We start from the raw sequence: 21,830 nt of genomic DNA, 5'->3' as shown, positions 1-21,830 counted from the left end.
CGCCGTGCGAACCGTCTTGACCGAAGCGGCGATCGCCGGCACGGCCGCTCTCGTGCTGGCCGCGACGGCCTCGCCATCCGACGCGGCCGCGCAGCCCGCCGCCGGCTCGCCCGAAGCCGCCGAGCACGGCAGCCGTCCCACGCCGCGTTTCCCGGACGGCACGGTCCGTTTCGATCGGCCGCCCGGCGAGAAGGGCTACTGGGGCCCGGCGAGCGTCAGCTCGCTGTTCGAGCGGGGCGTCGAGGTGGAGATGGACGAGAACGGCCTGCTCGCCGACATCGGCGACGCGAGCAAGGTCGCGCCGTTCCGGCCGTGGGCGGAGGCGCTCTACCGTTACCGGCAACAGAACGGGCTGAAGGACGATCCGGTGAAGAAGTACTGCATCTCGCCGGCCGGCCCGCGCCACCTGCATACGCCCGGAGGATTCCGCATCGTTCAGGACCGTCACTACGATCGCGTCTACATCCTGTTCGGCGGCGGCAACCGCAACTGGCGCCTGATCCACATGGACGGCCGCGAGGCGCCGAATCCCGAGGAGGTCGTGGGCACCTACTACGGCCATTCCACCGGCCGGTGGGAAGGCGACACGCTGGTCGTGGAATCGAGCGGCTTCAATGCCCGGTTCTGGTTCTCGAACGGCGGGCTGCCGCACACGGAGGCACTGCGCCTCGTCGAGCGCTTCTCGCGTCCCGATTTCGACACGCTGAAGTACGAGGTCACGATCGACGACCCGTACACCTACACCCGCCCGTGGACGGCGGAGTGGACGGTCGATTGGGTCGAGGGCGGCGAGATCGAGGAGCGGTTCTGCGAGGATCAAAGTTGACCGTGTCGGAGCGAACGGCGTGAATCGGGCGGGGGCGGCGCTCCCGTCGGTCACGAGCTCCTCTCGGGCACGAGGAGGCAAAAAAATGATACGAAACGGCTTTCGACTCGTTATCGGCGCTTTGCTCGCGGCGGCTGTCGCGGCCCCGGCGCTCGCGCATCATTCGTTCCGTTCACAGTACGACTCGAATCAGCCGATCACGCTGACCGGTGTGGTCACGAAGATCGAGTGGCTGAATCCGCACGTCTACTTTTATATCGACGTCACGAACGAGGAGACGGGCGAGATCGAAAACTGGGCCTTCGAAATGGGCCCTCCACACATGCTGCAACGCCGCGGCTGGAAGCGAAACTCGATGAACATCGGCGACATCGTCCAGGTCGAGGGGACTCGGGCGCGCGACGGCAGTCTCACGGCGAACGCCCGGCGCGTGATGATGACGGCCACCGGCCAGGTGCTCGGCGCCGCGTCGAGCGAAGGCCAGACGATCACCGGCAACTGACTTTCGGAGGCACGACGTGATGCAGCGTTCGAGCACGCGCGCCGCAACGGCCGTCGCCCTCGTCGCCGGCGGTCTCGCCGTCGCGGCCGTCCACGCCCAGGACCGCGACGCGGAGAAGCCGCGGCCGGCGCCCCACTGGCCGAACGGCATTATCAGCTTCACCGGCCCGCCGGGCGAGGTCGGCAACTGGGACGGGCGCGCCGGTGCCACGCTCTTCAACAACAATCGCGAGGGCGCGATCGACAACCCGCGCTACAACCTGCCGACCAACCTCGACATCGACGAGGTGCCGTTCCAGCCGTGGGCACGCGCGCTGTACGACTACCGGCAGGCGACGTTCACGAAGGACGACCCGCACACGCGCTGCATGCCGTCCGGCGGCGCGCGAATGTTCCACACGCCTTACGGCATGGAGATACTTCAGCTTTTCGATTCCCAGGAAGTGATCTTCGTGAGCGTCGGCTCCCCTCATTCCTGGCGCGTCGTGCACATGGACGGCCGCAAGCATCCGGAGAATCCCGAGCCCTCGTTCTTCGGCCACTCCATCGGATGGTACGAGGGCGATACGCTCGTGATCGATACCGTGGGCTTCAACGAGAAGTTCTGGCTGAGCCGCGAGGGTGTTCCGCATACGTCGCAGCTGCATACGATCGAGCGTCTATCGCGGCCGGACTTCGATACGCTGAAGTACGAGATCACGATCGACGACCCCGGCGCCTACACCGCCCCCTGGACCGGCGGCTGGTACATCCCATGGGTCCCGGAGAACGAGCCGTTCGATTACCTGTGCCAGGAAAACAATCTCGACGCGGAGCGGATGGTCGGCCCTCAGGGGTGATTCGGCGCGCGTCGGCGGCTTCGCGGCCTCGACTCTGAAGGCTGGTCTTCGCCGCCGGCGCCCCGGCGGCGAAGACCTTCCCCCCTCTCAGCGCCCTTCCCCCCGGCCGCGCCGAATCTCGTCCACGATGGCGTCGAGCGCAGGGATCGGCTTTCCCGGATCCGTCTGCGGCAGCGAACGAATGAAAGCGTGAATCGCGCCGGCGTCCTCGTCGGAGAGGACGTCGGCGGTATAGGGCGGCATCCGCGTCGGCAGCGGCGGATTGCGGAGATACGTCGTGAAAGCCGCGCGCGACAGCCGCATCGGGACGAGCGTCGCGCCGCCCGGGACGCCGGAATAGCCCGCGCCGGAATAGAGATGACACGCGTAGCAGCCGAACCGGACGTAGAGCTCCCGGCCCCGCTCGACGTCGTCGGGCCGGGCAGCGTCGGCCGCCGGCGCCGGAGCTCGTTCCTGCGCCGACAAGCCGCCGGCCGCGGCGAGCAGCGCGGCGAGGACCGGCGCGCGAAACCGCGATGAGACCGCTCGCCTCATTTGTGCGTCACCGCGGCTGCGTCACGACGTCGATCAGAGCCGGCTCGCCGCGCTTCACGCGCGCGATGCCGCGCTCGAGCGCCGGTCGCAGGTCGCGCGGGTCCGTGATCGGCCCTTCGCCATACACGCCGAACGACTCCGCCATCTTCGCGTAGTCGATGTTCGGATCCCGCAGCGTCGTGCCGATATGGGCGCGATCCGCGCGCCGGTTGTGCCAGTTGGCCATGCGCTGCATGAACATGACTTCCTGGTGGTACGCGCGGTTGTTGTGCATCACGGTGAGGAGCGGTATCCGGTGGTGCGCGGCCGTCCACAGCACGGCCGGCCCGTAACAGAGATCGCCGTCCGTCTGAATGTTGATCGACAGCCGACCGTGGCGCCGGTTCGCGAGCGCGGCGCCGACGGCCGCCGGCGCCCCGTAGCCCATGCCTCCGGCACCCTGCCCGCCGATGTAGTGGTAGTGCCGCTCGAAGCTCCAGAGTCGCCCCGGCCAGCCGCTGAGAAACCCTTGCGGCGACACGAGCGACCAGTCCTCGTCCTTGACGAGATCCCAAATCTCCGCGCAGAGCCGCGCGACGCTGATCGGGCTCGCGTCCCAGCCGAGCCGTGCCCGCGCGACGGCCTGCACCCGCTGCTGCACGTGCACTTCGGCGATGCGCTCGCGACGCGCGGCATATTCCCGGCGGCGCGATGCGGTGACGAGTCGGCGCACCTCCTCGATCAGACCCGGCAGCGAAGCTTCGGCGTCCGCGGCGACGACGAGCTCTCCGCGCGCCGCAGCCGGAGAGAGCTCGTAGTTGCCCGCCATCATCAGCTCGGCCGAGCTGATCGTGAGCTCTACCGCGCCCTCCGGCGCGCGTCCTCCGGACGTCTCGAGGTTCAGCACGACGTCGGCGTCGCCGACGCCGCTCCCCGCGAGCGGATGGCGCGACGGAAAGTTCACTCGGTCGTTGCCCCCTTCGACGGGCGCCGCGAGCAACTCGGCGAGCTCGACAAGGAGATCGATTCCGTGCTGCGAGCGAGCCGCGCGCCCGCAGCGGATCTTCGGGTTCGCCGCTTCGACGAGACGCCGCGCAATCTCGCGCAGCGACGCGGGGTCGGCGGACGGGGGACGCGGCATCGCGAGCTCCGGCACCGCAGGCGGGCGCTCCGGCATCGGCGCGGTCTGCATGTCGAGATCGACGACGAGAAGCACCGGAGCCGTGGGCGGCGTCATCGCGAGCCGGTAGGCCTGCACGGCCGACTCGGCAAAGTCGCCGAGGGTGAGCGGCTGGCGATCCCACTTCACGTAGTCGCGAACCATCGCCGCCATGTCGGTAGCGGCATGGGCCCGCACGGCATCTCGTCCGAGCCCGGCGATCAAGTAGACCGGCACGCGGTCGCCGTATGCGTTATAGATCGCCATCGAGGCGTGCTGAATGCCGATCGTCCCATGCAGCAGCGCGGCCATCGGCTTGCCCTCGATCTTCGCGTAGCCGTGCGCCATCGCGACGGACGACTCCTCATGGCAGCAGGTGAGGAACTCGGGGCTCGTGTTGTCGCCGTAATTGATGATCGACTCTTGCAGGGAGTCGAAGCTCGAGCCCGGATTCGCCGCGGCATACTCGATGCCGAGCGACTTGATGACGTCGACCATGAAGTCGGACTGGGGGCGCTCGACGATGATCGGCGGAAGCGGAGGCAATCGGCCGCCGGTCTCGGCCGCGACGTCGGCGTCGGAAGGAAGCGGTGCGGCCGGCGCGGGAGGCGCCGGCTGCGCCCCGGCCTCGTCGGCCGGCCGCCCTGCGGCCACCGCGGCCGCCGCACCGGCGGCGACGCCCTTCAGAAACCCACGCCGGCTCGACACTCCTTCCGGCTCGTGACTACCGTCCGACGGCAACGCTCGGCTCGGCGCGCACGACGGCCCGCTCGGCCGGCGAGACCCAGTAGCGCGGCTTGACCCACCAGATCGTCAAGGTCGCAAGCGTCGAGATCGTCCCGAACACGATCATGCCGGAGGTGAAGTTGCCGTAGGTGTCCGCAAACCAGCCGAAAACCGGCGGCCCGGCAGCGAAGCCGAGGTTCACGCACACCGACATGATCCCCATCGTCATGCCGATCCGTTCCATGCCGAAGTAATGCTTCGTGAGAATCGGCACGTCGACGATCAGCCCGCCGTGCGCGACCCCGCGCACGACGATGAACAGCAACAAGGTGCCGATGCCGACGACCGGCAAGCCGAGGAAGATCGAAATTCCGCAAAGCAGATAGAAGAACGCGATCCCGCGGATCGAGAAGCGGTCGTAGAACCATCCGGAGCCGACCTTCGCGAGCACACCGATGATCGCGAGCAGGCTGCCCGCCCACGAGATCGTCGTCTGCAGATCCATGCCGCGGTCGAAACGCAGGAAGTTCACGTAGTTCTGCATCAGCGCCTGGTCGACGCCGGACACGATGAAGATGCCCGCCGCAATCAGCCAAAACGCGGGCTCGCGGCTGATCGTGCGGAAATGCTGCCACATGCTGACGCCGCTCTTCGACACGGACGGGGCGTCGACGATCTTGCGCGTGCCTTCACTCTTCGCCATGAAGACGAGCCAGAGCGGCACGGCGATGAGCAACGGCCCGATCGAGAGCAGCGCGACGATCTCCCGCCAATTCATGACCTCGAGCAGCGGCGGCCACACCTGCGGCATCACCACGCCCCCGAAGCTCGTGGCCGTGAGGACGATGCCCATCGCAAGCCCTTGATTCGCCGAGTACAGCCGCGCCACGATGACCTTCATCGCCGCGACGATCGACGCGGCCGAAAACCCCTCAAGCGCGCCGGCGAGGTAGTAGACGGGCAGATTCGTGGCGAACAGGAAAAGCGCCATGCCCACTCCGCCGACGGCGGTGCCGGCGAGGACCGTCCACCGGCCGCCGACCTTGTCGATGAGCATGCCCATGCCGAGCGCCGCGATCGCACCGATCAGGAATCTCGCCGTGGCCAGGAGGTTGACCTCTGCGTTGGTCCACCCGAATTCCTGCATGGCCGGCCCGTACATGAAGGGGAGCGAGTAAGTCGGGACGCCGAACGCGAAGAACACCAGGAGGAAGGCCACGACCATCATCGGCCAATTCGCGGCGAGTTCTTGTCGCGCTGTGCTCATATCGAAGCTCCCCCGATCACCACGTGCGCATGATGCCCACGAGCGGGCCGGCGTGTCGAGCGTGCCCGGCTCCCCTCGCCGAATCCTAAGGGCCGCTCCCGCCGCGTACCAGTGCCAAAACGCCTCGCCTCTATGGCTTTCCCGCCAGATCGCGAACCGCGACCCGATCGCCCGCCGCGCTCACCGGGCACGGCGCCGGCGTTCGTGACCTATGGTAATGTTGCCATACTGCCGGACCGGGCTGCGGCGATGAAAGCGGTGAAGAAGGGGCAACAAGAGATCAAGCATCTGCTGCTGACGCGCTTTCGGATGCGCCAGCTCGTCGCGTACATCGCGGTTTACGAGCACCGCAACATTCAGGCCGCCGCGCGGGAGCTCTCGCTCGACCACTCCACGGTATCGAAAAGCATCTCGGAGATCGAGGACATTCTCGAGACCGAGCTGTTCGCGCGGCATACCCGCGGCGTGACGCCGACGCCGGCCGCCGACATCCTCTACCGGCACGCGCGGCAGATCGTCAATCAATGCGCGCGCACCGCCGCCGAGCTTTCGCAAATCAACTCCGAGCCGTCCACGCACATCGTGATCGGCTGCGTCTCGTATCTCGACACGGTGGCAGTCAAGGCGTTGACGCGCTTCAAGGCGCAGCGCGAGGAGGGGCAGATCATCCGGCTCGTCTTCGGCCGCACGAAGGATCTGCACCGGCGCCTGCAGCTCGGAGAAATCGATTTGGTCATCAGCCGGTTAGGGATCGCCGAAGATCACGGCGACATTCAATGCGTGAAGGCGTACGACGTCGGCGACATCATCGTCGCGCGCAGCGATCATCCGTGCGCCGGCCGCGACGACATCTCGCTCGACGACCTGATTCACTTTCCGTGGATCCTGCCGCCGCCGAACAATCCGTTCAGGAGCTACCTCGAAGGCTTGTTCTATCACGAAGGGCTGCCGTTGCCGAGCAACGTCTTCGAGATCGCGTCGATGTTCGCCGCACGGGACATTCTGCTCGCCGACGGCAGTGTCGTCTGCACGCTCCCATCGAAGAGCTTGCGCACCGACATCGAGGAAGGCCGGCTGGTCCGCCTGAACGTTCCGATCCCCCTGAACCCGCCGCCGGTCGGGGTGCTGCATAAGCGAGATGCGACGATGGACCGCTATGCCGAGGATCTGATCCGCGCGTTACGTGAAACGGTGAACTGAGCCGGGCCGTGCCCTCCGCTCTCCGGAGCTCCGGCCTACGCACTCGATCTGACGGATCGCCCATATCCCCGTCGGTGTTATTCATGACGATGGGCGGATGCGTGCAATAGAATTTCATCGGTCGGGCTCGAGCCCGAGCCGGACCGAGCGAGGGAAACCCGCTCGGAATTCGTCGTGCAACACCTTCACGTCGGGCGGCAGGCCGCCGACGGACGAAGCGAGAGGGTAGGATGAACGTTCACTCATCGGTTTTGGCGCGGATTTGCCTCGTCGGGACGTTGATCGCCGGGCCGGCCGCGGCGCATCACGCATTCACGGCTCAATACGACCAGACCAAGCCGATCTCGCTGACCGGCGTGGTAGTGAAGATCGAGTGGCTGAACCCTCATGCCTACTTCTATATCGACGTCGAGGACGAGAAGACGGGCGAGGTCGTCACGTGGGCGGCGGAGCTCGGCTCCCCGGTGTCGCTCGTGCGCCGCGGGTGGTCGCGGAACTCGATGAAGATCGGAGACGTGGTCCAGGTGGACGGGATCCTCGCGCGGGACGGCAGCTCGTCGTTGAACGCTCAAGCCGTGATCCTCACGAGCACCGGGCAGCGCCTCTTCGCCCGCTCGCCGTCCGAGGAACGGTCGGTGCAGACCGAGAGCGGCAACTGACCCGGGGACCGCGTCGCCTCGCCGTTCCCCTTTCCGACGTGCGGCTATCGATAAGCTCGAGGAGACTGAGCATGCACTCAACGCGTTACCGCGCGATCCGGCTCGCATCCGTGGCGCTCGCGGCTCTCGCTCTGTCACAGGCGGGAACCGGCGCGTTCGCGCAAGACGGGAAGGAGAGCGCGACTGCGCCGCCGACGCCCCGTCTGCCCGACGGCACGCCGAATCTCGGGCCGCTGGAGGACGGCAAGGGCTACTGGGGCCGCGGCCCCGGCCCGATGGTCGGCGGCGCCGACTATCCTCCGGCCGATCAGATCCCGTTCAAGCCGTGGGCGCGCGCGCTGTACGACTATCGACAAAAGACGCTCGCGAAGGACGATCCGCACGTGCGCTGCGCCCCTCCGGGCGGGCCGCGTCAATTCGCGGTGCCGTTCGGGCTGCAGATCGTGCAGGTGCCGCGAATGAAGCGCATCTTCATCCTTTCCGGCGGATCCACTCGCCCGTGGCGCGAGATCTACATGGACGGGCGGCCCCATCCGGACCCGGATCTGTTCAACCCGAGCTACTTCGGCCACTCGGTCGGTCACTGGGAAGGCGATACGCTCGTCGTCGACACGGTCGGATTCAACGAGCGCTTCTGGATACACCGTGAGGGTTACCCCCACACGGAAGCTTTGCATCTGATCGAGCGCATTTCGCGTCCGGATCTGAACACGCTCCGCTACGAGGTGACCATCGACGACCCGCATGCGTATACACGTCCATGGACGGCGGTGTGGACCAAGACCTGGGAGCCGGACTCGGAATTCATCGAGTACTTCTGTCACGAGAACAATCGCGACCAGTACCATATGGTCGGGCAGTGACGAAACGAGCGTCTCGCGCGGCAACGCGGGCCTGTCCTTCCGCCGGGCACGGCCGGCACGGCGATGCGCCGGCGCTCGAAACAGCCAAAGGAAAGACGCGAATACAATGATCATCGACTGTCATGCTCACGTGTCCGGCCCGAAAGCGTACTGGGCGTACAAAGCAGGGCTCGTATCCCATCGAGGGTCCCACGGCCGCGGCGGCCTGCGCTTGAGCGACGAGGAAATTCTTGCTGCGTGGAAGGCCAAGGAGATGGCGCCCACCGGCCATCTCGATCACATGAAGGCCTGCGGGATCGACATGCAATGCATCTCGCCGCGGCCCTTTCAGATGATGCATTCCGAGAAGCCGGCCGCGATCGTGCATGACTGGACGGAAGTCACGAACAACCTGATCCACCGCAGCTGTCAGCTCATGCCGGACAAGTTCTACGGCATCGCCGGCTTGCCTCAGGTTGCCGGCGCGCCGATCGAGGATTGTCTGCCCGAGCTCGAGCGGTGCGTCACCGAGCTCGGCTTCAAGGGCTGCGTGCTGAACCCGGACCCGTACGAAAACGGCGGCGTGAAGGCCCCTCCGCTCGGCGACCGGTACTGGTATCCGCTCTACGAGAAGCTTTGCGAGCTCGACGTCGTCGCGCACGTGCATGCCACGGGGTCCCGCGAGCCCGAGCGCGAGCCTTACACGCTGCACTTCATCAACGAGGAGACCACGGCCACCTACGGGCTCGTCAACTCGTCGGTGCTCGACGATTTTCCCGATTTGAAGATCCTGATCTCGCACGGCGGCGGAGCAATTCCGTTCCAGCTCGGCCGTTTCGATTCGGCTTCCGCCCGCCGGGAAGGCGAGCGCTTTCGCGACCGTCTGCGCCGCCTCTACTTCGATACCGTGCTCTACACGGCCGAAGCCCTCGAGCTGCTGATCAAGACCGTGGGGGTCGACCGCGTGCTCTACGGCGCCGAATGCCCCGGGGTCGGTTCCGCGATCAACCCCGACACGGGGCTGACGTTCGACAACATCGTCCCGCTGATCCGCGGCTTCGACTGGCTGTCGGCCGAAGACAAGGAAAAGATTCTGGAGAAGAACGCCCGGCAGCTGTTCCGGCTCGATCCCGCGCGCGCGGCCGCTGCTGCCGCCGGCTGACCGCGGCGTCGGCGCGCGGCGACATCTCCTATCCGACGCGCCCGCGCGCAGCGCCGTTTCCCGTAAGCGTTCCACCCGCCGGTGCCGAGGCCCGCGGCGCGGCGCGTGGGCAGCCAGTAGTGAGGTTTCGGGCCTTGTGCTACCGTCAACCGTCCAAAACGGCACCGGGAGGAGCCCGAATGAGATCTCCGACGACGTTCCCCGCCCTTCTGATCGGCATTCTGTCTCTGCCGGCCTTCGCCGATTGCGAGCAGCCTCCGCTCGTAATGCTTCCGGGGGCGGAGGAGGATGTCGCGGGCCGGGAAGACGAGATTCTCGAGGAGACGCAGGAGTACTTCCAGGCGATGCAGGAGTACGTCGAGTGTATCCGCGACGAGCTCGAGTCGGCCGGCGGCGACCAGGCGTCCGAGCTGTATCGGCAAATCATGGTGCAGCGCAACAACCGCGCCGTGGCGGAAGCGGAAGCGGTGCAGCGCTGGTTCAACACCCGCTTCCCGTCGGCCCCTACCGTGGAAGCGCCGGCCGAAGGGCAAGAAGACTAGGGCCGTAAGCCGCGCGCAGCGGGCTGCGGCGCCGCGGTCAACCCCAGATTTCCCGGGCAAGCTCGACGACGAGCGCGAGCTTGGCCTTCTGCTCGTCCTCCGAGAGCAGATTGCCTTGCATCGCGCTCGCAAAGCCGCACTGCGGCGAGAGGCACAGCTGCTCCAACGGAACGTGGCGCGCCGCCTCGTCGACACGGCGCATGATCTCGTCGCGGCTCTCGAGCGCTCCGCGCTTCGTGGTCACGAGGCCGAGGACGACCCTCTTGCCCGGCGGCACGAAGCGTAACGGTGAAAAGTCGCCCGAGCGCTCGTCGTCGTACTCGAGAAAAAAGCCGTCGACGTCGATCTCGTTGAACACGATCTCGGCCACCGGCTCGTAACCGCCTTCGGCGAACCAGCGGCTGCGGGCGTTGCCGCGGCAGAGATGGATGCAGACGCCCATGTCGTCCGGCCGCCCGGCGAGCGAGGCGTTGATGAGCCTTGCGTAGTCATGCGGCAGGCGGTCGATATCCTCGCCCCGGCCGCGCACCTGCGCGCGAATGCGCTCGTCGCAGAGATAAGCCAGGTTCGTGTCGTCGAGCTGGAGGTAGCGGCATCCGGCCACGGCGAGCGCGGCGATCTCCTCGCGGTAGATCCTCGCGAGATCGTCGAAGAACTCCTCGATCTCCGGGTATGCGACCGCATCGATGGCCTGCCTCCCGCCGCGAAAATGCACCATCGTCGGCGACGGAATCGTTTGCTTCGCGGTACGATTCGTGACGGAGTGCAGGAAGCGAAAGTTCTCGACCTCGATACCGTCCGGCGGACGCCGCATCTTCGCGGAGACGACGGCGACGAACGGCGCCTTGCCCGAATCGCCGGGCCGGCCGACCTGCTTGAACTCGACCCCGTCGATTCGGCGCAAGAAGTCGCCGTGGAAGCTTTCCCGCCGATACTCGCCGTCGGTGACCGCTTCGAGCCCGATCGACTCCTGGAGCCCGACGACCCGGCGAATGCAATCGTCCTCGTGGGCCCGCAGGGCTTCGATGCTCTCCTCCCCCCTGTCGACGCGCGCCCTCATCTCGAGCAGGCTGCGCGGCCGCAGCAGGCTGCCGACATGATCTGCCCGGAACGGCGGGCGCCGCGGATTCGTTCCCTCGACTCGCAACAGCCTACCTCGCGGCGGTCGTCACGCCGGGCTCCGGGCCCGCGGGGCTCGGCTCGCGCGCGGCCCGCCTCAGTCTGAACGGCGTGCAGTTCGTGATTCCGAGGATCAGCGAGGAGAAGCGGTAGTCGTCGTCCTCGGCGTCGCGGACGATCTTCCGCACGGCCGGCATGTCGTACGGCTCGAGGCCGCGGCCGAGCGCGTACGTCAGCAGCTTCTCGACGAGCACGCCGACGAACTGCTCGGGCTCCGCCGACAGCGCCTCGCGGAGCTCGCTGGGTCCGTTCACGAGCGTGCCGTCCGCAAGGCGCCCGGACGCGTCGATCTCGCCGCCCGGCTCGACCGTGCGCCAGCGGCCGACCGCGTCGAAGTTCTCGAGGGCGAGCCCGAGCGGATCGAGGATGTCGTGGCACGACGCGCAAACCGGGTTCTCGCGGTGATCCTGGAGCCGCTGCCGCACGGAGCGCGCGACGCCGCCCGGCTCGTTCTCGTCGAGCGCCGGCACGTTCGGCGGCGGGGCCGGCGGCGGCGTGCCGAGCACGTTCACCATGATCCACTTGCCCCTCAGGACCGGCGACGTGCGGTTCGGGTACGACGTGATCGTGAGGATGCTGCCCTGCCCGAGGAGCCCGCGCCGCGCGTCGTTCGGCACGTGGATCCGACGGAAATGGCTGCCGTAGATCCCGGGGATCCCGTAGTGGCGCGCGAGCCGCTCGTTCACGAACGTGTAGTCCGCCGTGAGGAGATCCATCACGTTGCGGTCCTCGCGAATGATGCTCTCGAAGAAGAGCTCCGTCTCCCGCCGCATCGAGCGCCGCAGGTTCTCGTCGAAGTTCGGAAACTCCTCGACGCCCGGCCGCGCGCTGCGCAGGTTGCGCAGGAACAGCCATTGCCCGGCGAAGTTCTCGACGAGCGCATGCGACCGCGGGTCCGCGAGCATGCGGCGCACCTGCGCTTCATAGACCGCCGGGTCCGAAAGCTCGTGCCGCTCGGCGAGGCCCAACAGCTCCTCGTCCGGCAGACTGCTCCACAGGAAGAACGACAGCCTCGAGGCGAGCGCGAGATCGTCGACGGGATAGACGCTGCCGGGCGCAACGCCGTCGGGATCGGGCTCGCTCCGATAGAGAAACGCCGGGTTCGCGAGCATCACGCGCAGCGCGTTCTGGATGCCGGCGTCGAAGTCGCCGCGAGCGCGGCCCGACTCGAAGAAGCGGAGGAGCAGCCCGATGTCCTCCTCCGTGGCCGGCCGGCGGTACGCGCGCCGCGCGAGCGTCGAAAGAATCTTCTCGGCGCACGGCAGCTCGTCGGCCTCGCTCGCCGGACGGCACGTGAAGATGCGCTCGCGGCTCGGCGTGGCGCCTCGGCCGCGGGGCTCGTACGGACCGGTGACGTTGACGTAATCGAGCAGCGGTACGCCGTTCATGTTCTGCAGGTCGAGGTCGCGCGTGTGCAGCTCGAGCGGCTCGTGCGTCTCGGCCGCGCTCTTTCTGACGAACGCGACCACCACGTCGTGCGGGCCGGCCGTGACGAAGACGCGGGTCCGCAGCCGCCGATCGATCGCGTCGGCCGCGGCCGAGAAGTTCGCGTCGGACATCGCATTGTCGGCCTCGCCGCCGACCTGCGCATGAAACACGCGCTCGCCGTCGACCGAGATCTCGAGCTCGTGCGGCCACTCGAGCCCCTTCATGTAGCCGACGATGTTGCGCAGCAGAAAGACGTTGAAGTCGTACTCGGCATCCAGCGGAAAGTTGTGCCGAAAGCGCATGCCTCCGCGGGTGCCGAGCGGCAGGCCTTCGATGTGCTCGCGCTGCGCGAGATCGGGCGGCGCGCGGTAGACGCGGGTCACGAGCGGCGTGCTCGGATCGCCGACGGCGAGCGCCGCGATCTTCGACGCCGCGGAGAGGTATTGCTCGAGCAGCGACGGCGACACGCGCAGGACGTCCGCGATGTTGTCGAAGCCGTAGGCTTCGTCGTCGGCGGGCAAGAGCTCGGCCGGATCGATCTCGAGCGCCAGGAGGTCGCGGATCGCATTGCCGTACTCGGCGCGGTTCAATCGATGGATCGGGGCCGGCCCGGGCTCCGGATCGAGTGCCGCGGCGGCGTCGAGCCGGGTCTCGAGGTAGGCGACGAACGCGTCGGCATCCCGGCCTTCGGGGCGCGGCCGTCCGGGCGGCGGCATCAAATTCCCGCGGAGCTTCACGATCACCTTCTCCCACAGCGCGGGATTCTCGGCGACGTGCGCGAGGTCTGCCCCTTCGAGCGTCATGTCGGCTTCACGCTCGATGTCGTTGTGACAGTCGGTGCAGAAGCGGTCGATCGTGGCCGTGTGCCGCGCGATCCGCTCCGCTTCGGACGGCTGGCATCCCGCGAGAATCAGCGCGGACGCGGCGATCGGCGCCGACTGCATGACGAAGTGCTTCACGTCTGGCTCCGTGGCCCGGCAACGGCTCCGCCAACTGTACCACCGCGAAGACGTGGATCCGAAAAAACGAAAAAGGTGTCAGACACCATTTTTCGGCGAATAAGGTGTCTGACACTTTTTTTCAGCGGACACCTTTTTCAGCGGGGCAGCGCGAACGCGACGATCGCATCGGCATTCGGAGGGCTCGGGTCGTCGATCGCGGCGGCGCCGGAGGCCGTGATCGCGACGTACTGCTTGCCGTCGCGGCCGAGATACGTGACGGGCACCGCGTGCGCGCTCATGTCGAGCTTCGCGACCCAGAGCTCCTCTCCGGTCCGCGAGTCGAAGGCGCGAAAGCGCCGGTCGTTCGACGCACCGATGAAGACGAGGCCGGTCGCCGTTGTGATCGGTCCGCCCATGTTCAACCGGCCGGTCCGCTGCTTTTCGGGAGGCAGCGTATCGGTGATCCCGAGCGGCACTTGCCATGCGATCTCGCCGGTGGCGGCGTTCACGGCGACGAGCCGTCCCCACGGCGGCTTTTGGCACGGCCATGCACGCTCGCCGGCGCCGAGGATGTTGCCGGACTCCGGCGTGCCTTCCGACCACTGGAACCGCGACGTCGGGCCGACCGCGCTGTTGCGCCGATACGGGAGCCTCGAGCCCGGCGGCGAAGCTTCGATCCAGCCGATGCTCGCCTCGTCCTGCGTGTTCACGAACACGTAGCCGAGCGACGGATCCGATGCGGTGCCGCCCCAATTCGCGCCGCCGATCGAGCCCGGGAAAAGGATCGTCGAGCGTGGCGGCCGACCGGCCGCGCGGTAAACGTACGGCGTGAACGGCCCCTCGTTGACCAGCTCGCCGCTCCGGGCCGCGAGCTTGCGGCAAAACGCCGCGTGCTCCGCGGTCGTGTCCTCCGCCGTGACGATGTCGTCGGGCGCGAACGATACGCGGGCGATCGGCGGCGGTGCGAGCGGGATCGGCTGCGTGGGCGAGGCGCGCTCGCCGGGCACGTCGCTCGGCGGCACCTCGCGCTCCTCGATGCCGAACACCGGCCGTCCGGTCTCCCGGTTCAGGATGTACATGTAGCCGGTCTTCGCCGCGAGCGCGAGCACCGGCACGCGCTCGCCTTCGATCGTCACGTCGAGCAGACCCGGCGGCGCCGGCAGATCGTAATCCCACAAATCGTGATGAACGACCTGGAAATGCCACTTGCGCTCCCCGGTATCGACGTCGAGCGCGACGATCGAGTTGCCGAAGAGGTTGTCGCCGGGACGATCGCCGCCGTAGTAGTCGAACGGGCCGGGCGCGTCGAACACGGCATAGAGCGTGCGCCGCTCCGCGTCCACCGTCATCGAGAAGGCCCAATGGAGCGCGCCGGAATTGTCCCGCCACGCGTCGTTCTCCCATGTGTCGTTCCCGGTCTCGCCCGCGCGCGGAACCGACCGAAACGCCCACACTTCGGCGCCGTCGCGCGCGTCGAATGCGCGCACGCTGCCCGGCGGGCCGTTCGACCCGACGATCAGCAGGCTCTCGAACACCGTCGGCACGCCGTCGTAGCTCACCGGCATACGCACCGCTCCGGCCTCGCCGAACCCGACGGCCGGCCGTCCCGTGGCGGCTTCGAGCGCGTGCAGCATGCCTCCGGACGTGACGAAGACGCGCGGCTCGTCGCCTTCGCCGCCCGGCCAATAAGCGAGGCCGCGTCTCGACGGCACGCGCTCGCCGAGCGAATGCCGCCAGATCTCGCGGCCGGTGTGCGCTTCGATCGCAACGACCGCGTCGGGCGTCGTCGCATACATCACGCCGTCGACGACGACGGGAGTCAGCTCGGATCCGCCGGAGATCGAGCCCGCGGTCGGATGCTCGCCTAGCCGGAACGACCAGGCTTGCTGCAGCGTCGCGACGTTGCTCGGCGTGATTTCGGTCAGCGGCGAATGGCGCGTGCCGGCCAAATCGCGGTTGTACATCGGCCAGTCGCCCGCATCGCCCGAGACCCGCTGCGCGGCCGCCGCCGCGCTCCACGACGCGGTCACGACGGCCAGCGCCTCGATCCAAAGCCCGCGTCGTGAACGTGGCATGACGCCGTCTCCCCCGGGGTCGTTCGATGCGCCGCAGCCGCCTCGCTCGGCCGCGGCGCTGCATCGTGCGCGGCGCGCAGCGGACGCCCTCTCAAAGCGCGCTGATCAGCGCCGTCAACGTATCCCGCGCATCGCCGAAGAGCATGTACGTGTTGTCCTTGAAGAACAACGGGTTCTCGACGCCGGCATAACCCGTCGCCATGCTGCGCTTCAGCACGAACGTCGTCCTGCCCTTCCAGACCTCGAGCACCGGCATCCCGGCGATCGGGCTGTCCGGGACCTCCTGCGCGGACGGGTTCACGATATCGTTCGCACCGATCACGATCGAGACGTCCACGTTGGGGAAATCGTCGTTGATCTCGTCCATCTCGTGAACGATGTCGTACGGCACGTTCGCCTCCGCGAGCAGCACGTTCATGTGTCCCGGCATACGGCCGGCGACGGGATGGATCGCAAAGCGCACGTCGACGCCCCGCTGCTGCAGCCGCTTCGTCAGCTCGTAGACGGCGTGCTGCGCCTGCGCGACCGCCATCCCGTAGCCCGGCACGATCACGACGTGCTTCGCGTCGGCGAGCATCGCCGCGGCGTCGGGGGGCTCGAGGGAATGCACCTCGCCGGCCTCCGCCGTGCCGGCTGCCGGCGTCCCGCCGCCGGTGCCGAATCCGCCGGCGATCACCGAAAGGAAGCGCCGGTTCATCGCCCGGCACATGATGTAGCTCAGGATCGCGCCGCTCGAGCCGACGAGCGCGCCGGTGACGATCAGCAGATCGTTGCCGAGCATGAAGCCGGTGGCCGACGCCGCCCACCCGGAGTAGCTGTTCAGCATCGAGATCACGACCGGCATGTCGGCGCCGCCGATCGCCATGACCATGTGGATGCCGAAGAGGAGCGCTACCGCGGTCATCAGGAGCAGCGGCAGGAGACCCGCGCCGTGCTCGGATGCGTCGAGAAACCACCCGCCGAACCAGATCGCGAGCACGAGCAGGCCGAGGTTCAGCCAATGGCGCGCGGGCAGAACGAGCGGCTTGCCGCCGATCTTGCCGCTCAGCTTGCCGAAGGCGATCACGGACCCGGAGAACGTGACGGCACCGATCAGGATGCCGAGATACGTTTCGACGTCGTGAATCGTCTTCTCGACGCCCGCGAGCTTCGCGGCCGGATCCATGAAGTTCGCGAAACCAACGAGCACGGCGGCGAGGCCGACGAGGCTGTGCAGGATCGCGACGAGCTCGGGCATTTGCGTCATCTGCACACGCCGCGCGAGCACCAGGCCCGCGGCCCCGCCGACGACGAACGCAACGAGCAGCAGGCCGTAGTTGGCAGTGACGACGCCGAACAGGGTCGCGAGCAGCGCGATCCCCATGCCGATCATCCCGTAGAGGTTGCCGCGTCGCGCGGTTTCCTGATGGCTCAGACCGCCGAGCGCGAGGATGAACAGCACCGTGGCGCCGATGTATGAAGCGGTGACGAGTCCGTTCGGCATCGGCGTCTCCCTAACGGCGGAACATGGCGAGCATGCGGCGCGTGACCGCGAAGCCACCGGCGATGTTGACGGCCGTGATCAGCACAGCGACGCCGGCCAATACCATGATCATGGGCTCCGGGGAGCTGATCTGGAGCAGCGCGCCGATGATGATGATGCTCGAGATCGCATTCGTGACGCTCATCAGCGGCGTATGCAGCGCCGGCGTGACGTTCCAGATGACCATGTACCCGACGAAGCACGCGAGCACGAAGACGGTGAAGTGGGCCATGAACGACGGCGGCGCCGCGAGCCCGAGACCGAGCAGCACCAGCGCTCCGACGCCGAAGACGGCGGCTGCACCGAGCCCGTGCGACCTTGCGCCGCCCGTCGCGGCCGACGGCGAGGCGGCCGCGGCGGCGGGCTTCGACGCGGCCGGTGCAGGCGCCGGCGGCGCGGCCGAGAGCTTCGGGGGCGGCGGCGGCCACGTGATCTCGCCATCCTTGACGACGGTGGCGCCGCGAATGACCTCGTCCTCCATGTCGACGACGACGGCGCCGTCCTTGCCCGGGCACATCTCGGCGAGCAGATGCCGCAGGTTCGTCGCATACATTTGGCTCGACTGGCCCGGCAGCCGGCTCGGCAGATCCGTGTAGCCGATGATCGTGACGCCGTCGTGGACGACGACGTGCCCGGCCTCGGTGAGCTCGCAGTTGCCGCCCTGCTCCGCCGCCAGGTCGACGATCACGCTGCCCGGCTTCATCGACTCGACCATGTCTCGCGTGACGAGCTTCGGTGCCGGCTTCCCGGGGATCAGCGCCGTGGTGATGATGATGTCGACTTCCCGCGCCTGCTCGCGAAAGAGCGCCATCTCGGCCTCGATGAACGCGGCGCTCATGACCTTGGCGTACCCGCCGGTACCCTCGCCTTCCTCCTCGATGTCAACCGTGAGGAACTCCGCGTCCATGCTCTCGACCTGCTCCTTCACGGCCGCGCGGGTGTCGAACGCGCGCACGACTGCGCCCAGGCTCTTCGCCGTGCCGATCGCGGAGAGCCCGGCGACGCCCGCGCCGATCACGAGGATCTTCGCCGGCGGTACCTTGCCGGCCGCCGTGATCTGGCCCATGAAGAAGCGGCCGAAGTGCTCGGCGGCCTCGATGACGGCGCGGTACCCGGCGATGTTCGCCATCGAGCTCAATGCGTCGAGCTTCTGTGCGCGCGAGATGCGCGGAATGCTCTCGACCGCGAGCGCCGTGACGCCCTTGTCGGCGAGCTTCTGCAAGAGCTCCGGGTTCTGTCCCGGCGCGAGGAAAGCGACCAGAATCTGACCGCGCCGCAGCCGCTCGACCTCCTCGTCGACCGGCGCGCGCACCTTCAGCACGATCTCGGCGTCCCAGACCGCCTGCGTGCTCGGTGCGATCTCGGCGCCGGCAGCCCGATACGCGTCGTCCGTGAAGGCGGCGGCCGCACCGGCACCGGCCTCGACGAGCACCGAGAAACCCAGCTTCCGCAGATGCCCGACCGCCTCGGGCGTCGTCGCCACGCGTTTTTCGCCGCTCGCCACCTCCTTCGGCACGCCGATCCTCATGCAATCGCTCCTTCTTGTTGTTTCCTCGACGGACGGGCCGCCCCTGCGGCGACGCGCAGATTACCTTAAAGAAGGCGGCTTGTTGACCCGATCGACTTGGGGGATCGGCAGGATCGGGAGCCGCGCGGGGATCGGCGGGACGCGACTCGAGCCGCCGCGCCGTTCGGGAGCGCCACGACAGCCGGCGGAAGCCGGCCGCGTCGGCGGACCGGCGCAGCGGTCACTCGTCGAGCTCCGGGTAGCGGCGAAAGAGCCCGTGCTCGTTGAACGGGACCCGCCGGCCCGATCGGACATAACGCTCGATGCGAGGACGGCTGAACACGCGCTCGTGCAGCGCGAGGAGCTCCGGATGCTCGCTCAGCGCCCCGCGGCTGCGCTTCGGGAACGCGTAGCTGAGCCCGGCGACGACCTGCGCGAGCGAGAGGTCGACGTAGGTCGGGCTCGAGCCGATGAGCCAGCCGCTTCGCTCCGGGTTGCGCGCGAGCACGGCGGCGAAATACGCGAGAAACTTCGGCATTCGGTTATCGAGAAAGTCCTTCGAGCGGCGCTTCGCAGCCGGCTTCTGCTGCTCGTAATAGAGGCTGCTCGCGATCGGATGATGCGTGTCGTGGATTTCGGCGACGAAGTCGGCGATCGTGAGCTGGAGCTGATGCGCCCAGAGCTTGCCCCCCTCGTCGCGCGGCGCGAGACCGAGCCGGCCGCCTAGAAACAGGAGGATGTTGGCCGTCTGGGCGATCATGCGGCGGCCGGCCTTGAGGAACGGAGGCGCGAACGGCGGCCGCTCGACGTCCGCGTCGGAAAGAAAGCGCCGCAGACCCGCGATTCCGCCGCCCTGATCCTCGGGCACGAGCGCCATGTCGCGGTACTCGGCTCCGCCCTCCTCGAGCGCCAGCCGCACGAACTCGGCGCGCCCTTGAATACCCGGCCAGTAGTAGAGCTCGTACGTCACGTCGGGGAAGCTACCACAGTGCGGCGCTCGGTTTCACTTCGGGCCGATTCCTTTACAATGCGGAAGCAACTGACTCCCTGAGAGCCGCTCGGAAGGAGAAGGCTTTGAACAGGCGCGGATTCTTGAAGCTCTCGCTCACCGGCCTTTCGGGCCTCGCAGCGTTCCTCGGGTCGATCCCGTTCGTTCGAAGCTTCTTGCCGAGCGCGAAGGCGAAGGCGCTCGGAAACCCGATCGAGGTGGACCTGTCCCGGCTGCGGCCGGGCGAAGTCGGGGCCTACGCTTACCGGGGCCGCACGATGCTCGTGCTGCGGCGCACGGACGAAATGCTCGCGCAGCTCGGTGCGGCCGAGCAGCGTCTTCTCGATCCGGGAATCGTGCCGGACCCGGCCTACGTGCACGCGCCTTACCGGTCGATCGACCCCGAGTATCTCGTCGTCGAAGGCTTCTGCACGCACCTCGGGTGCGTCCCGCGGCTGAAGGATCGGGAGGAAGGCCGGCAGGCCATGGGCGGCTGGTGGCCCGGAGGCTTCATCTGCCCGTGCCATCGCTCGGGCTACGATTACGCCGGGCGCGTGATCCAGGGCCCGGCGCCCACGAACCTGCCTATCCCGCCGCATCGCTACGTCTCCCCCACGCGTATCGTGATCGGCGAGCCCACCGAAGTCAGCTGAGCCTCGCGCGGCGGAACGGCCGCGCTGAAATTTACACTTCAGGCGCGCCGGGCCGTCTGCGCCGGAAGCGATGTCGCGATCAGATTCGCCGCGGCCGTAGCCGCGAGCATCACGGCGATGACCGGCAGCGGCGTGCCGTCGTAGAACACGCCCGTCAGCGCACCGAGCAGCCCGCCGAACGAGAACATCATCGTCGTGTACACCGACGACGCGCTGCCCGCGAGCTGCTCGAAGAAGCCCATGTAGCGGGCTGAGCCGGCCGGACCGACGAGCCCGAGCGTAGACATCGCGACGACGATCAACGGCACGACCGTCGCGAGCGACGCCGCGCCGAGCACCAGCACGAGAACCAGCAACGCGACGGCCGCGATCTGGATCAGCAGACCCACGCGGAAGAACGCGGCGGCGTTCACCGGCGTCAGCCGCTTCATGCTGAAGAGATTCATCGACATGAAGCCGAGCACGCTCAAACCGAAGTACAACGGAAACCGGTCCGCGCTCACCTGAAAATATTGCATGTAGAGGAACGAGGCATTGGTCACGAAGATCATCAGAACGCTCACGGAGAGCGCCATGGCCACGGCATAGCGAATCGGCACGAGGCGGCCGCCGACGCGCCGCGAGACGACGCGCGCGCATTGCGCGAAGAGCGCGCGCAGCGACCAGTCGCGCCAACGTCCGCTCCGCGTCTCCGGGACCACCGTCGTGTAGATGCCGAAGAGCAAGAGCGCGTATGCGCTTTTCACGAGAAAGATCGCACGCCAGCCCCACGCGAGCAGGAACGAGCCGAGCGCCGGCGCAACGAGCGGCGCGACCAGCACGACCATCGTGAGCGTCGCGAACTTGCGCCCCAGCTGCTCGACCGGATACACGTCGCGGATCGAGGCCATGCAGATCACGGTGGCGAAGCCGCTGCCGATCGCCTGCACGAACCTGAGCCACTGCATCATCTCGACACTCGACGCGAACGCGATCGCGAAAGTCGTCGCGAGATAGAGCGCGAGACCGGCCGTCCCGATCCGCTTGCGGCCGACCTGGTCCGACAGCGACCCGCCGAAGAACTGGCCGAGCGCGTAGCCGAGCAGGAATACGCTCAGCGTGTTGTTCAAGCGGACGATGCCGACGCCGAACTCCTCGGCCATGCTCGGGATGGCCGGCAGATAGGCATCCATGCTCAAGGGTCCGAGCGCGGCGAGCGCGCCGAAGAAGAGCACGAGGCTGCCCCGCGCGCGCGTGCCGCCGGCAAAGGCCGCCGGCGCGGCGCCGCGTGTCGAATCGTCCATGAGCGTGCGGGCGGCGTG

Annotated in this window: 19 protein-coding genes; 9 read left to right on the top strand and 10 right to left on the bottom strand. The window is 67.7% G+C overall.

Going from position 1 to position 21,830, the window contains the following annotated elements; translation table 11 throughout:
• Nucleotides 1-4 precede the first annotated feature (4 nt).
• The 3 genes from VF329_04160 (at nt 5) to VF329_04150 (ending at nt 2,166) form a co-directional block, all read left to right on the top strand.
• Nucleotides 5-826, top strand: a complete 822-nt coding sequence (locus VF329_04160) for a hypothetical protein (protein ID HEX7080186.1) — start codon at nt 5-7, stop codon at nt 824-826.
• Between the two features lie 85 nt (nt 827-911).
• A complete protein-coding gene (locus VF329_04155) occupies nt 912-1,328 on the top strand; it encodes a DUF6152 family protein (protein ID HEX7080185.1) in 417 nt (138 codons plus the stop codon).
• Between the two features lie 16 nt (nt 1,329-1,344).
• Nucleotides 1,345-2,166 (top strand): hypothetical protein, encoded by an 822-nt coding sequence (locus VF329_04150; protein HEX7080184.1) that lies wholly within the window; start codon nt 1,345-1,347, stop codon nt 2,164-2,166.
• A gap of 87 nt (nt 2,167-2,253) precedes the next feature.
• Here the strand turns inward: VF329_04150 and VF329_04145 are convergent, their stop codons facing one another.
• Genes VF329_04145 through VF329_04135 form a run of 3 tightly spaced genes read right to left on the bottom strand, consistent with a single transcriptional unit; the run spans nt 2,254 to nt 5,831 of the window.
• A complete protein-coding gene (locus VF329_04145; GenBank protein HEX7080183.1) occupies nt 2,254-2,700 on the bottom strand; it encodes a cytochrome c in 447 nt (148 codons plus the stop codon).
• A gap of 7 nt (nt 2,701-2,707) precedes the next feature.
• The gene (locus VF329_04140) at nt 2,708-4,546 is read right to left on the bottom strand and encodes a thiamine pyrophosphate-dependent enzyme (protein HEX7080182.1); all 1,839 of its coding nucleotides are present in this window, start codon (nt 4,544-4,546) and stop codon (nt 2,708-2,710) included.
• Nucleotides 4,547-4,562: 16 nt separating this feature from the next.
• Entirely contained in the window at nt 4,563-5,831 is a 1,269-nt protein-coding gene (locus VF329_04135) for an MFS transporter (protein ID HEX7080181.1), read from the bottom strand.
• Nucleotides 5,832-6,080: 249 nt separating this feature from the next.
• Between VF329_04135 and VF329_04130 the strand changes: the two genes are divergently transcribed.
• From VF329_04130 to VF329_04110, 5 genes are all read left to right on the top strand, one after another.
• Complete coding sequence (locus VF329_04130) at nt 6,081-7,031, top strand: LysR family transcriptional regulator (protein HEX7080180.1); 951 nt, start codon at nt 6,081-6,083, stop codon at nt 7,029-7,031.
• A gap of 230 nt (nt 7,032-7,261) precedes the next feature.
• On the top strand, nt 7,262-7,690 hold the full coding sequence (locus VF329_04125) for a DUF6152 family protein (protein HEX7080179.1): 429 nt from the start codon (nt 7,262-7,264) through the stop codon (nt 7,688-7,690).
• Nucleotides 7,691-7,761: 71 nt separating this feature from the next.
• Nucleotides 7,762-8,553 (top strand): hypothetical protein, encoded by a 792-nt coding sequence (locus VF329_04120; protein HEX7080178.1) that lies wholly within the window; start codon nt 7,762-7,764, stop codon nt 8,551-8,553.
• 106 nt (nt 8,554-8,659) lie between these two features.
• Nucleotides 8,660-9,694: an amidohydrolase family protein gene (locus VF329_04115; GenBank protein ID HEX7080177.1), complete on the top strand. Its 1,035-nt coding sequence runs from the start codon at nt 8,660-8,662 to the stop codon at nt 9,692-9,694.
• Between the two features lie 179 nt (nt 9,695-9,873).
• Entirely contained in the window at nt 9,874-10,236 is a 363-nt protein-coding gene (locus VF329_04110) for a hypothetical protein (GenBank protein HEX7080176.1), read from the top strand.
• Nucleotides 10,237-10,273: 37 nt separating this feature from the next.
• Here the strand turns inward: VF329_04110 and VF329_04105 are convergent, their stop codons facing one another.
• The 6 genes from VF329_04105 to VF329_04080 all read right to left on the bottom strand — a co-directional run bounded on the left by VF329_04105 (nt 10,274) and on the right by VF329_04080 (nt 19,858).
• On the bottom strand, nt 10,274-11,383 hold the full coding sequence (locus VF329_04105) for a 5-methyltetrahydropteroyltriglutamate--homocysteine S-methyltransferase (GenBank protein HEX7080175.1): 1,110 nt from the start codon (nt 11,381-11,383) through the stop codon (nt 10,274-10,276).
• A gap of 4 nt (nt 11,384-11,387) precedes the next feature.
• Nucleotides 11,388-13,802, bottom strand: a complete 2,415-nt coding sequence (locus VF329_04100) for a DUF1592 domain-containing protein (GenBank protein ID HEX7080174.1) — start codon at nt 13,800-13,802, stop codon at nt 11,388-11,390.
• 137 nt (nt 13,803-13,939) lie between these two features.
• Complete coding sequence (locus tag VF329_04095; GenBank protein HEX7080173.1) at nt 13,940-15,859, bottom strand: PQQ-binding-like beta-propeller repeat protein; 1,920 nt, start codon at nt 15,857-15,859, stop codon at nt 13,940-13,942.
• A gap of 91 nt (nt 15,860-15,950) precedes the next feature.
• Complete coding sequence (gene pntB, locus VF329_04090) at nt 15,951-17,342, bottom strand: Re/Si-specific NAD(P)(+) transhydrogenase subunit beta (GenBank protein HEX7080172.1); 1,392 nt, start codon at nt 17,340-17,342, stop codon at nt 15,951-15,953.
• A gap of 10 nt (nt 17,343-17,352) precedes the next feature.
• Nucleotides 17,353-18,909 (bottom strand): Re/Si-specific NAD(P)(+) transhydrogenase subunit alpha, encoded by a 1,557-nt coding sequence (locus tag VF329_04085; protein ID HEX7080171.1) that lies wholly within the window; start codon nt 18,907-18,909, stop codon nt 17,353-17,355.
• Nucleotides 18,910-19,129: 220 nt separating this feature from the next.
• Entirely contained in the window at nt 19,130-19,858 is a 729-nt protein-coding gene (locus VF329_04080; protein HEX7080170.1) for a glutathione S-transferase, read from the bottom strand.
• A gap of 104 nt (nt 19,859-19,962) precedes the next feature.
• Here VF329_04080 and petA point away from each other — a divergent pair, with 104 nt between their 5' ends.
• Complete coding sequence (gene petA, locus VF329_04075; protein HEX7080169.1) at nt 19,963-20,529, top strand: ubiquinol-cytochrome c reductase iron-sulfur subunit; 567 nt, start codon at nt 19,963-19,965, stop codon at nt 20,527-20,529.
• 38 nt (nt 20,530-20,567) lie between these two features.
• Here the strand turns inward: petA and VF329_04070 are convergent, their stop codons facing one another.
• Nucleotides 20,568-21,812 carry a multidrug effflux MFS transporter gene (locus VF329_04070; GenBank protein HEX7080168.1) on the bottom strand — a complete coding sequence of 415 codons (1,245 nt, stop codon included), beginning with the start codon at nt 21,810-21,812 and terminating at the stop codon, nt 20,568-20,570.
• Between the last annotated feature and the right edge of the window lie 18 nt (nt 21,813-21,830).

It is taken from the genome of Gammaproteobacteria bacterium (assembly GCA_036381015.1).
Taxonomy (GTDB): Bacteria; Pseudomonadota; Gammaproteobacteria; order Steroidobacterales; family Rariloculaceae; genus ZC4RG20.
The sequence above is the reverse complement of the archived record's forward strand: the minus strand, read 5'-3'. Positions and strand labels throughout refer to the sequence as shown.

Excerpts from the sequence above, each read along its gene's own strand:
- VF329_04110 (HEX7080176.1), top strand. The coding sequence starts at position 9,874 with ATGAGATCTCCGACGACGTTCCCCGCCCTTCTGATCGGCATTCTGTCT.
- VF329_04155 (HEX7080185.1), top strand. The coding sequence starts at position 912 with ATGATACGAAACGGCTTTCGACTCGTTATCGGCGCTTTGCTCGCGGCG.
- VF329_04085 (HEX7080171.1), bottom strand. The coding sequence starts at position 18,909 with ATGAGGATCGGCGTGCCGAAGGAGGTGGCGAGCGGCGAAAAACGCGTG.
- VF329_04130 (HEX7080180.1), top strand. The coding sequence starts at position 6,081 with ATGAAAGCGGTGAAGAAGGGGCAACAAGAGATCAAGCATCTGCTGCTG.
- VF329_04125 (HEX7080179.1), top strand. The coding sequence starts at position 7,262 with ATGAACGTTCACTCATCGGTTTTGGCGCGGATTTGCCTCGTCGGGACG.
- VF329_04120 (HEX7080178.1), top strand. The coding sequence starts at position 7,762 with ATGCACTCAACGCGTTACCGCGCGATCCGGCTCGCATCCGTGGCGCTC.
- VF329_04070 (HEX7080168.1), bottom strand. The coding sequence starts at position 21,812 with ATGGACGATTCGACACGCGGCGCCGCGCCGGCGGCCTTTGCCGGCGGC.
- pntB (HEX7080172.1), bottom strand. The coding sequence starts at position 17,342 with ATGCCGAACGGACTCGTCACCGCTTCATACATCGGCGCCACGGTGCTG.
- VF329_04115 (HEX7080177.1), top strand. The coding sequence starts at position 8,660 with ATGATCATCGACTGTCATGCTCACGTGTCCGGCCCGAAAGCGTACTGG.
- VF329_04145 (HEX7080183.1), bottom strand. The coding sequence starts at position 2,700 with ATGAGGCGAGCGGTCTCATCGCGGTTTCGCGCGCCGGTCCTCGCCGCG.
- VF329_04095 (HEX7080173.1), bottom strand. The coding sequence starts at position 15,859 with ATGCCACGTTCACGACGCGGGCTTTGGATCGAGGCGCTGGCCGTCGTG.
- VF329_04135 (HEX7080181.1), bottom strand. The coding sequence starts at position 5,831 with ATGAGCACAGCGCGACAAGAACTCGCCGCGAATTGGCCGATGATGGTC.